The organism is Geofilum sp. OHC36d9, from assembly GCF_052400685.1.
GTDB lineage: Bacteria > Bacteroidota > Bacteroidia > Bacteroidales > Marinilabiliaceae > CAZHHH01.
Genome location: NZ_JBQTGJ010000001.1, coordinates 519,406 through 530,974 on the forward strand (window position 1 = coordinate 519,406; position 11,569 = coordinate 530,974).

7 protein-coding genes are annotated in these 11,569 nt (G+C 42.3%); 3 read left to right on the top strand and 4 right to left on the bottom strand.

Annotated elements, in window-relative coordinates:
- Window positions 1-183 precede the first annotated feature (183 nt).
- On the top strand, window positions 184-447 hold the full coding sequence (locus tag ACT3CD_RS01860; protein ID WP_444642382.1) for a type B 50S ribosomal protein L31: 264 nt from the start codon (window positions 184-186) through the stop codon (window positions 445-447).
- A 157-nt stretch (window positions 448-604) separates the two neighbouring features.
- Window positions 605-3,034 (top strand): endopeptidase La, encoded by a 2,430-nt coding sequence (lon, locus tag ACT3CD_RS01865; protein WP_444642384.1) that lies wholly within the window; start codon window positions 605-607, stop codon window positions 3,032-3,034.
- A 2-nt stretch (window positions 3,035-3,036) separates the two neighbouring features.
- Here the strand turns inward: lon and ACT3CD_RS01870 are convergent, their stop codons facing one another.
- The 4 genes from ACT3CD_RS01870 to ACT3CD_RS01885 all read right to left on the bottom strand — a co-directional run bounded on the left by ACT3CD_RS01870 (window position 3,037) and on the right by ACT3CD_RS01885 (window position 8,999).
- Complete coding sequence (locus tag ACT3CD_RS01870) at window positions 3,037-3,822, bottom strand: ADP-ribosylglycohydrolase family protein (protein WP_444642386.1); 786 nt, start codon at window positions 3,820-3,822, stop codon at window positions 3,037-3,039.
- Window positions 3,823-3,887: 65 nt separating this feature from the next.
- Window positions 3,888-4,427 (bottom strand): shikimate kinase, encoded by a 540-nt coding sequence (locus ACT3CD_RS01875; RefSeq protein ID WP_444642388.1) that lies wholly within the window; start codon window positions 4,425-4,427, stop codon window positions 3,888-3,890.
- A gap of 60 nt (window positions 4,428-4,487) precedes the next feature.
- Entirely contained in the window at window positions 4,488-7,133 is a 2,646-nt protein-coding gene (locus ACT3CD_RS01880; RefSeq protein WP_444642390.1) for a DNA gyrase/topoisomerase IV subunit A, read from the bottom strand.
- Window positions 7,134-7,166: 33 nt separating this feature from the next.
- Window positions 7,167-8,999, bottom strand: coding sequence for a DNA topoisomerase IV subunit B (locus ACT3CD_RS01885; protein ID WP_444642392.1), 1,833 nt, complete (start codon window positions 8,997-8,999; stop codon window positions 7,167-7,169).
- A gap of 363 nt (window positions 9,000-9,362) precedes the next feature.
- On the opposite strand from ACT3CD_RS01885, the gene ACT3CD_RS01890 reads away from it, so the two are divergent.
- The gene (locus ACT3CD_RS01890) at window positions 9,363-11,333 is read left to right on the top strand and encodes an alpha-L-arabinofuranosidase C-terminal domain-containing protein (protein ID WP_444642394.1); all 1,971 of its coding nucleotides are present in this window, start codon (window positions 9,363-9,365) and stop codon (window positions 11,331-11,333) included.
- Window positions 11,334-11,569 lie beyond the last annotated feature (236 nt).

Consider the following 11,569-nt stretch of genomic DNA (forward strand, 5'->3'; position numbering starts at 1 on the left):
GTCCTTTTTTTGAGAATTATTTTGAAAAATGCCTTTAAAAGGTTTGGGTTTTATATTGTGAATACATATCTTTGTCGACCGTTTTTGGAGTCAAATAGATTGTATTAAATTAGTTAGAATTGAATTGCATCGGGCTAAGTTATCATCAGATGTTTCAGTTCGGAAACTTTAACAAATAGAAAAATGAAACAGGGAATTCATCCGGAAAACTATCGTTTAGTGGCTTTTAAAGATATGTCAAATAACGATGTGTTTATAACCCGGTCGACCGTTAACACGCGTGAAACAGAGGTTGTTGACGGTGTAGAGTATCCAGTTGTAAAACTTGAAATCACTAGCTCATCACACCCTTTTTACACCGGTAAAATGAAATTGGTTGATACTGCAGGGCGTGTTGATAAGTTTAGGAACAGATATCAAAAACATTTAGATAGTCGTAAAAAATAAACGATTGTCGTCAATATTTTATCAGAAGCCCCGGTATAAGCCGGGGTTTTTTGTTTTAAATTCATTCATCTAATTTGGCACGGCTATTGACTTGTAGTGGAGATGATTTTTAACAGATGCTTTTGCGTCATTTTGGCAGAAGCAGATAAATTTTGATATGGAAAAAATTAAGATATCTGTCAATCCTATTGATTTAAGTGATTTTATGGACTCAAATGCTGAGTTTATACCTATTGTGGAGGATGAGGGTTTCCAGCCTGGTGAAGAGGAAGCTATTTCTAAAGAGGATTTGCCATTGTTGCCATTGCGTAATATGGTTTTATTTCCCGGGGTGATTGTACCTGTTTCCATAGGTCGGGAGAAATCGCTGAAGCTGGTTCGGGATGTTCAGAAAAATAAAAGTTATGTGGGGGCTGTGGCTCAGAAAAATGCTGATATAGATGAGCCGGGCGGCGATGATCTTTTCAGGGTTGGTACCATGGCTAAGGTCCTTAAAGTGCTTGAAATGCCCGATGGTTCTACCACGGTGATTATTCAGGGACGCAAGCGATTTGAGTGGAAAGAGATAGTGGCCGATGAACCCTACCTCAAGGCCAGAGTCATGATGCTTGATGATGTTTATCCTGAAGGCGACGATAAGCGGGAGTTTGAGGCTGTCGTTAGCTCTTTGAAAGACTTATCGCTTCGGATCATAAAAAACTCGACTCATTTACCGCCGGAAGCTGCTTTCGCACTTAAAAATATTGAGAATGCTCTTTTTCTTATCAATTATATAGGTGCCAATACTGAGATTAAACTGGAAGAGAAACAGCGCATCCTGGAAATGGATAGCCTGAAAGATCGTGGCCTGGTGCTGGTTGAGCATCTGGTAAAGGCCGTTCAGTTACTGGAGATTAAGAATGATATTCAGTCGAAGGTAAAACAGGATATGGATCAGCAGCAGCGTGAGTATCTTTTGCATCAGCAAATGAAGACGATACAGGATGAGCTGGGAGGTAATCCGGTAGAGCAGGCGGTGGCAGAGCTGGAAGAAGCCGCTCAGAAAAAGAAGTGGGGCAAAGAAATTAGCGACGTTTTTCAAAAGGAAATTGAAAAGTTACGTCGTTTAAATATGACATCGCCAGAGTATTCGGTGCAGTTTAATTATTTGCAGATGATGCTTGATTTGCCCTGGAATGAATATACGGTAGATAATTTTGACCTTAAAAGGGCTGAGCGCATTCTTGACAAGGATCATTACGGTCTGGATAATGTGAAGGAGCGCATCCTTGAGCATTTGGCTGTTTTGAAGCTTAAAGGTGATCTAAAGTCTCCTATTCTCTGTTTGTACGGCCCTCCCGGTGTTGGTAAAACTTCTTTGGGAAAATCAGTAGCCGAGGCTTTAAAGCGTAAGTATGTCAGAATGTCATTGGGCGGACTGCACGATGAGTCGGAAATTCGAGGCCATCGTAAAACGTATATCGGTGCCATGCCTGGTCGTATTATTCACAATATTAAGAAGGCGGGTTCCTCAAATCCGGTTTTTATTCTCGATGAGATTGATAAAATAAGTAATAGTTTTCAGGGCGATCCGGCATCTGCCTTGTTGGAAGTGCTTGATCCGGAACAGAATTCTACCTTTCACGATAATTATCTTGATCTGGATTTTGATTTGTCGAAGGTGATGTTTATTGCGACGGCAAATACGCTTAATAATATATCGGCGCCATTGCTCGATCGTATGGAACTCATTGAAGTGAGCGGTTATGTGCTGGATGAAAAAGTTGAGATTGCCCGTCGGCATTTGATTCCCCGACAAATGGAGTTGCATGGTGTGGAGAAGGGAACGGTGGTGTTGAGTAAAAAAGTATTGGCACAAATTGTTGAAGGTTATACCCGTGAGTCGGGCGTTCGGCAGCTGGATAAGGTGTTGGCTCGTTTTTTCCGTAAAATAGCATTGAAAATAGCGAAGGGAGAGGCAGTTAAGAAAACTGTGAATCAGCAGGATGTGGAAACCATTTTGGGCGTGCCCCGATTTAGTAAGGATAGCTGGGATAAGGGAGCCGATATTGGCGTGGTTACCGGCTTAGCCTGGACTTCTGTTGGTGGTGAAATTCTTTTTGTGGAGACCAGCTTAAGTAAGGGGAAGGGCAACCTGACTCTCACAGGGAATCTGGGCGACGTCATGAAAGAGTCGGCGGTACTGGCGCTCGAATATTTGAAGTCGCATGCCGATGCTCTGGATATTGATGCTGCTGTTTTTGAGGAAAAGAATGTGCATGTGCATGTTCCGGAAGGGGCAATTCCCAAAGATGGCCCTTCAGCCGGAGTTACTATGGTAACCTCAATGGCCTCAGCATTTACACAGCGAAGGGTGAAGTCGCGTTTGGCCATGACCGGCGAAATAACGTTGCGCGGAAGAGTGCTCCCGGTTGGTGGTGTTAAGGAAAAAATTCTGGCTGCTAAACGGGCCGGCGTTAAAGATATAATTTTGTCTAAGGAAAATTTGAAGGATGTCAATGAAATCAAAGATCTTTATATTGAAGGTCTTACCTTTCATTATGTTGAAACGATTTTGGAAGTTTTGAGTCTGGCCCTTGAGAAATAGGGTCAGAATACTTCGCTGGCTTGGAGGTATTTTGTCTCAAAGTTCTCAATGAGGGTTTCCATATCTGGTGTAAGCCTTGCTAAAGCCCTTTTGATAAATGCTTTGGGAATGTGTTGAAAGTAGGCCTGAGCCAAAGCACCTGTTATACTTGCGATGGTGTTTGAGGGGCCGCCAATATAGATGGCAATACGAATGGCTTCTTCGAAGTCGGAGGCCTCAAAAAAGGCCGATAAAGCTGCGGGTACCGGCGTGTTGAGATGGTTGCCTTCTTCTATTTTTTGTTTCCAGTGCTCGGCTTTGAGCGTCAGGTCATAGCCAAAATGGACTGAGATAAATGATTTAATCTCTTTACGGGTAGCGCCGCTTTTTGCCATGAAAATTGAAACAGCCGCGGCCTTGGAGGCTTCAACTCTTATGGGGATATTGTGTGTGAGAACCGTTGACTTTTCGGCTTCATGGAGTGCTTCTTCAATGTTTTGTGCTGCAAAACCGATGGGGCTTATTCGTCGTGCGGCACCATCGCCATCACTGATATAGGTTTCGTCACTTTCTCCCCTGATCCAGTTCAGAAAGTTCTTCCGATAGCCGGCATTCGGGTATTTTTTTACCCAGCTGGCAAGTGAGCTTTGATAATCGGTGCCGTTGAGGATTGAGTCGGCCGTTGCCATCGTGAGAACGGTATCATCTGTAAAAGCTGATGTAGGCCTGAAAAGTTGAAAGTCTGTTGATATCAGATTTTCATGAATAAATGCCGACCCGATGATGTCCCCAATTATAGCTCCCTTCATATCGATTTGTTATTTTGTTAGGTAGGAGCGAATATCTAAAGTTTTAAAATAAAAACAAATTTTTTTTATGATTCTTTTTCAGGGATTTGACCAGTATATAATTTCATGATGTGAAGATAGGCGGTCGCTCCTGTGGAGGTTGCATCGGCAATGGCGTGAGCTTTCTGGTAGAAAGGTTCACGTTCGGCGATCTTTTCTTTTATAAATGTGAGTAGCTCAGCATCCGATTTACCGGCAATGAGCGGTCTGGCAGCGCGGGCCGGGAGTAAGCGTTTCCTTAGTTCTTCGGGCGACAGTTGCAGATATATTGTCAATCCATTTTTATTCATGATATCCATGTTGTTATAGTAACATGGCGTGCCGCCTCCGGTTGCTATTATCACTTTCTCCAGTTGAATAATTTCTTTTAATGCTTCATTTTCTTTTTTGCGGAATTCCTGCTCTCCATGAGCCTTAAATATCTGCGCGATGGTTTTGTTTTGCTGATTTTCAATGTAATGGTCAAGATCCAGAAATTTCCATCCTGTCTCTTTAGCCAATAGCTGACCTACTGTTGATTTTCCGCTGCCCATAAAACCAATTAGAAATACCCGTTGGATTTTCATGCCGAAGGCTTTAAAAGTGATTGCCTGACGGTTTTAGACCCGTCAGGTTGTATAATTGAATTAGAAAATTGACATTTGGCCATCGTTTTCATCCTCTTCCTGGTTGTTGTCATGTGATGTTGACGGCGGTTCTTCGTCTGTTGTCTCATTGCGCACGACTTCCGGTTTGACGATGGGTTCCAGTTCATTTATTTTTGAAACCTGGAAGGTGGTTAGTCTTTTTCCTTTGGCCTTGAAACCTTTTACATTAATGAACTCTGCAACCTCTACAATTTCTTTTTCACGATTTTTATCGTCGCCGCCAAATCTGATTTCCAGGCGGGGATAATCAACTTTGGTCAGGCGAACCAGTCTCGATTTTGGATGATCTCCGATGAAACGTTGTGGTTTGTTGCCCGGTTCAGCCTGAAAACGTTTTATATAGTAATAGTTTTGATCGGCGTCGAAGTATACAGCTGACCACACCGTTTCGGAATGAAATTTTTCGATGACAAGAATGTTGTCTTCGTAATGATTACTCAGGTCGAAGTTGGTTTGGTAAAAATGACCGTCTTTTGTAACGACTATAATGGAGTCCTCGTTATGAAACTCACCGAGATAAGTTCCCCGCCCGTCAGCATTTAGTCTTAATACCTCGGGTTCGTACCATATTTTGCGGCCGCCAAGTGTTGATTCTCCTTTTCGTTTCAGAACAATTTTGTTAACCTCATTTTTTGAGAGGATATTTCCCTGGGCATTTCTTCCTTTTACGGCCAGATCGCCCATATTGTATTCAAAGATGAGGTTGCGGATGCGGGGGCGAGGACGCAAAGTGACTTTAATTATTTCTGCTTCTCCATTTGGGTTGGCGCTGAAGTACAGAACTTCCGATCCGTCGGTTCCTTTTGTAACGTTGTATTCTTTATCGCGGGTAATACCGGTTACAGCAAATCGTTTGACGTAGGTGGCGCCATGTTTCCCGTCGCGATACGCTAAATTATAGATGGTTCTGTTATCGTTGCGCTTGAATATGGCCAAATGAATAACGTTATTTCCCACAAAGGCTTTGTCCTGCACTTTGGTGATGACATAACGGCCGTCTTTGTAGAAAATAATGATGTCATCAATGTCAGAGCATTCGCACACATATTCATCTTTACGCAATGCGGTTCCTACAAAACCTTCCTCGCGGTTGATGTACAATTTTTCGTTTTTAACAACCACTTTGGAAGCCTCAATATTTTCTAGATTACGTATTTCTGTTTTGCGGGGAAATTTGCTGCCAAATTGTTTTTTCAGCCTTTTATAATAGTCAATGGAATAAGGTATAATGTTTTGCAGGTGATATTCTACCTGCTCCATTTCTTCTTCGAGGGCAATGAGAATTTCATCCGCTTTATTGGCGTCGTAACGTGATATTCTTTTAATTTTTATTTCAGTCAGCTTAATAATATCATCGCGGGTTACATCCCGGCGTAACTGACTGGTAAAGGGTTTCAAGCCATGATCAATGGTTTGTATGATGGCTTCAAAAGTCTCGCACTCTTCAATGCGTTGATATATTTTGTTTTCGATGAATATACGCTCCAACGAAGAGGCATGCCATGCTTCTTCAAGTTCATCCTTGCGTATTTCCAGTTCGCGAGTGAGCAGGTGGACGGTGTTGTCGGTATTGGTTTTAAGAATTTCGGTAACACCAATAAAGCAAGGTTTGTTTTCTTTTATTAAGCATGAGTTGGGTGAGATGGAGACTTCACAGTCGGTGAAGGCATATAGCGCATCAATGGTTTTGTCGGGCGATGTACCGCCCGGCAAGTGAATCATGATTTCCACATTCAGAGCTGTGTTATCATCTATTTTTTTGATTTTAATTTTGCCTTTTTCAACCGCTTTAAGTATTGATTCAATCAGTGTTGTAGTGGTCTTCCCAAATGGGATGTCGGATACGATTAGTGTTTTAGCATCCAGTTTGCTGATCTTGGCTCTGACTTTTACGGCTCCGCCGCGAATTCCGTCGTTGTATCTCGATACATCAGCAACGCCTCCCGTCGGGAAGTCGGGGTACAGTTCAAACGGTTCGTCTTTGAGATAGTGAATGGAGGCGTCAATCAGTTCGTTAAAGTTGTGCGGAAGAATTTTTGAGGCCAGTCCAACCGCAATTCCTTCGACACCCTGAGCCAGCAACAAAGGGAATTTAACAGGTAGGGTTATGGGTTCTTTATTACGGCCGTCGTAGGTGGGTTTCCATAGGGTCGTTTTCGGATTAAAGATGACCTCATGAGCAAATTTGGTCAGTCGGGCCTCTATATATCGGGGCGCGGCTGAACTATCGCCTGTAAAGATGTTACCCCAGTTTCCCTGGGTGTCAATGAGCAGTTCTTTTTGTCCCAGTTGTACAAGGGCGTCGCCGATGGATGCATCACCATGAGGGTGAAACTGCATGGTGAAGCCAATAATGTTGGCTACTTTATTGAAGCGACCATCGTCCATACGCCGCATGGCGTGAAGAATACGGCGTTGAACCGGTTTGAGCCCGTCGTTGATGTGAGGAACGGCTCTTTCCAAAATTACGTATGAGGCGTAATCGAGGAACCAGGTGCGGTACATGCCTTTAAGTGGAGATATTTTGGCGACGTCGGCGTTATCGTCGGCCGGAGAATTGTCGGGGTTAAAGCCTTCCTCAGGATTTTTTTCTTCGTTTTCGTCAAAAGTATTATCGTTGTCCATGGCGGTTTTTCTCTTTGTTATAGTTCCAGATGATTACAACATATCCTCATCCACGACCAGATTGTCGATGATGAAATTTTGTCGGTTTGGGGTGTTCTTGCCCATGTAGAAATCGAGCAGTTCTTTTGCCGCATCTTCTTTTCGCATGCGCACCTGATCGAGCCGTATGTCTTTGCTGATGAAATTGCCAAATTCATTGGGCGAGATCTCTCCTAAACCTTTGAATCGCGTAATCTCAGGATTGGTTCCGAGTTTTTTGATGGCGTTTACGCGTTCTTCTTCTGTGTAACAATAACGGGTTTCCTTTTTGTTTCGTACTCTGAATAGAGGTGTTTGTAGGATATACAAATGACCATTCTTAACCAGTTCGGGAAAAAACTGAAGGAAGAAGGTTATCATTAGCAATCGGATGTGCATGCCGTCAACATCGGCATCGGTCGCAATAATCACGTAGTTATAACGCAATGCGTCCAGTCCGTCTTCGATATTTAGTGCAGCCTGAAGGAGGTTGAATTCTTCGTTTTCGTAGACTACTTTCCGGGTTAATCCATAGGTGTTGAGAGGCTTACCGCGAAGACTAAAGACGGCCTGAGTGCCCACATCGCGAGCCTTGGTGATTGAGCCGCTGGCCGAATCCCCTTCGGTTATGAAGATGGACGATTCAGATTTTCGCTCATGGTTTGAATTGTAATGGATGCGGCAGTCGCGCAGTTTTTTGTTATGAAGACTTACCTTTTTTGCCCGTTCTTTGGCCAATTTTTGAATGCCTGAGATGGCCTTGCGTTCTTTTTCTGAATCCAGAATCTTTCGGTTCAGTATTTCGGCCGTTTCGCTGTCACGGTGCAGAAAATTGTCGAGGTGTTGTTTTACGAAATCATTAATGTAGTTGCGCACCGAAGCACCGCCGGGTCCCATGTCCTTTGAGCCCAGCTTGGTTTTTGTTTGTGATTCAAAAACGGGTTCCTCTATTTTGATGCTTACCGCTGCGACTACCCCTTGACGAATGTCGGCGACATCAAAATTTTTATTGTAGAATTCGCGTACGGTTTTAACCAATGCTTCCCGAAAGGCGATCAAATGGGTTCCTCCCTGTGTTGTGTGCTGTCCGTTGACAAAGGTGTAATATTCTTCACCATATTGACTGGTATGGGTGATTGCAATTTCCAGCTCTTCATCTTTTAAATGAATGATCGGATAGATGCCTGTCTCGGTCATCTTTTCATCCAGCAGATCCAGTAAGCCGTTTTTCGATTGAAATATTTTGTCGTTAAAATGAATGGCCAATCCCGCATTCAGGTAAGTGTAATTCTTTAACAGATCCTCGATGTATTCTTCCCGGTAGTGGAAGGTTTCAAAAATTTGAGGGTCGGGATAAAATTCGATTAACGTTCCATTTTTACCGGAATTTTTTTCTACCGGGTACTCGGTGACTAGTTCTCCACGCGAAAAATCTACTTTTTTGGTTTCCCCTTCACGGAACGCCTGAACGGTGAAAAATTCTGATAATGCATTGACTGCTTTAACACCAACGCCATTCAATCCCACCGATTTTTTAAATACTTTACTGTCGTATTTGGCGCCAGTATTCATTTTAGAAACAACATCAACTACTTTACCGAGAGGAATACCTCGCCCATAGTCGCGTACAGATATTTTTTCTTCGTTTAGTGTAATTTCAATTTTCTTTCCAAAGCCCATCATATACTCATCAATGGAATTGTCCATCACTTCTTTCAGAAGCACATAAATACCATCGTCGGCATAAGTGCCATCACCTAGTTTGCCGATGTACATCCCGGGGCGTCGACGAATGTGCTCTTTCCAGTCAAGTGTTTGAATGGAGTCTTCTGAATAATCTTGAATCATACTATGGTAATATTTTAATAGACAGTTGATTTATCACACGAAATCATTGGGCCGATAAAAGGTCAGGCAGTCTCTCTATTGTACCTGTCCTATCTCCAAAAATCTCCCAAATATAAAAAAAAGCGTTCATCGGCGGTAATTTCTTTTTTAACATTTTTTTTAACTGTCTGCTTTGTAGTTGTTTGGCCGTTTGAAGTATTATTCTTACCCCTTATAGGCTTCAAAAGTCCGCCTAATATCGTCATCCTTCCACCTCCGTGGCTAAAAAGGTTAATACTTTTGAATGGTTTCTGGTTTTTGTTTAGAACCGTTATCAACGAAGCTGTTTTTACTTGTTTGTAATATTAATATATTTTTAAAGATATGAAGACGAATCTGTTAAATGTAATGCTAGGGATTTTTTTGTTGCTTGGTTGTCAAAATGTTGTGTCGCAGCATTTGGTGGTAAAGCCGGACTCCTCGATTGCAGTTATTCAACCAACAATGTGGGGGTTGTTTTATGAAGATATTAATTTTGCAGGAGACGGGGGGCTGTATGCTGAGTTAATAAAGAATCGTTCCTTTGAGTTTTATAAGCCTTTGATGGGATGGGAAATCGAAGGTGCTAGTTTTGAGACTGCAACTGTTTTGGTTCAAAACCGAATGGAGGGCGAGTCGCAAAATCCTCGATATATTGAGGTTAAGATTAAAAGTCCCAAGGCTTCTGTAGCCTTGAAAAATAATGGTTTCCGAGGTATGGGACTGAAATCGGGGCTGGATTATAATTTTTCTGTCTTGGCCCGGCAGTCCGATGGTGAAACTATTAGCCTTAGATTGGAACTTCTTAATAGCAAAGGGGACGTGATTGGTTCTGGCTCTGTTACGCCTTCGGGAAAAGATTGGAAGACTTATCATTCAACATTAAAGTCTTCGCAAACCGATGCCAAAGGAAGTTTCCGAATTGTTTTTGAAGGCGCCGGCATCGTTGATTTGGATATGATTTCATTGTTTCCCTCTGATACCTGGAAGAATCGCCCGGGCGGATTGCGAGCTGATTTGGTTCAACTGTTATATGATATGAAACCCGGATTTTTAAGATTTCCTGGTGGTTGTATTGTGGAAGGACGTGATTTAAATGTGCGTTACCAATGGAAAAAGACCGTGGGACCGGTTGAAGAACGTAAAATGATCGTTAACCGATGGAATACTGAATTTGCACATCGTTTGACACCCGATTATTTCCAGTCATTTGGGCTCGGATTTTATGAATATTTCCTTTTGTCGCGTGATTTAGGTGCAGAACCCCTTCCCATTTTAAACTGTGGCATGGCTTGCCAGTTTAATACCGCCGAAGTTGTTGCTATGGACGAGCTTGACCCCTATATTCAGGATGCGCTCGATTTGATAGAATTTGCCAACGGGCCGGTGGATAGTAAATGGGGTAAGTTAAGGGCTGAGATGGGAAGTCCGGAGCCCTTCAATATGAAATATATCGGAATCGGTAATGAGCAATGGGGGCCGCAGTATATCGAACGTTATACTGAATTTGTAAAAGCAATTAAAGCAAAGTATCCTGAGATCGTTATTGTTTCGGGGGCAGGTCCTTTCCCCGAAGGGGTAGAGTTTGATTTTGGAATGCGTGAGCTTAAAAAGTTGAACGCAGAATTGATTGATGAGCATTATTATAAACCGGCGCAATGGTTTTTGGATAATGCTACCCGGTATGATTCATACGATCGGAATGGTCCTAAGATTTTTGCCGGCGAATATGCGGCGCAAAGTGTCGGGATTGCAAGCCCTGACAATAAAAATACCTGGGAGATGGCGATTGCCGAAGCCGCTTTCATGACCGGTTTGGAACGTAATGCGGACGTGGTTAATATGTGTTCCTATGCCCCATTATTTGCACACGTAGAGGGATGGCAGTGGACTCCGGACATGATTTGGTTTGACAATTTAAAATCGGTGGGTTCAGCGAATTATCAGGTGCAGAAGATTTTTTCAACCAATAAAGGAACGAGTGTGGTTCCTGTTCTTTTAAACAAGACCGATAAAGTTATTGGTCAGAATGGACTGTATGCCACTGGTGCTATTGATGAAGAAACGGATGAGGTAATTGTTAAAATAGTAAATGTTACTGATTCGGTTAAAGAGATAACTTTGTCTGTTGATGGTTATGGCAGGTTAAGAACCAATGCGTCGATGCTTGTTTTGAAAGGAGATAAAGAAACGATGAATACCTTGACGAATCCTTTTGCGATTGTTCCTGTGAAATCTTCGGTTAAAGTTGCTAAAGGGCAGATGAAACTCGTTTTAGATCCTTTGAGCGTAAATGTGATTCGGCTTAAGAAGTAAATGTCTTGACTCGTTATTATTCTTTTTGAAGAGTTTGTTGGCTTCGTTGAAATTTTTGTTTCTTGTTGAGCTTCAAATAGTTTGCGATTTTTCGTGAAGGTGCTTGAATAAAAACAAAAATTTCATTGTAGCAATAAAAGTAATTATTACTTTTATGCAGATTTTAAATAAAATTTAAATAGTGTGATATTTTCTTGACGATTAACCGTTTATGTTTTAATATTGACATGAACTAG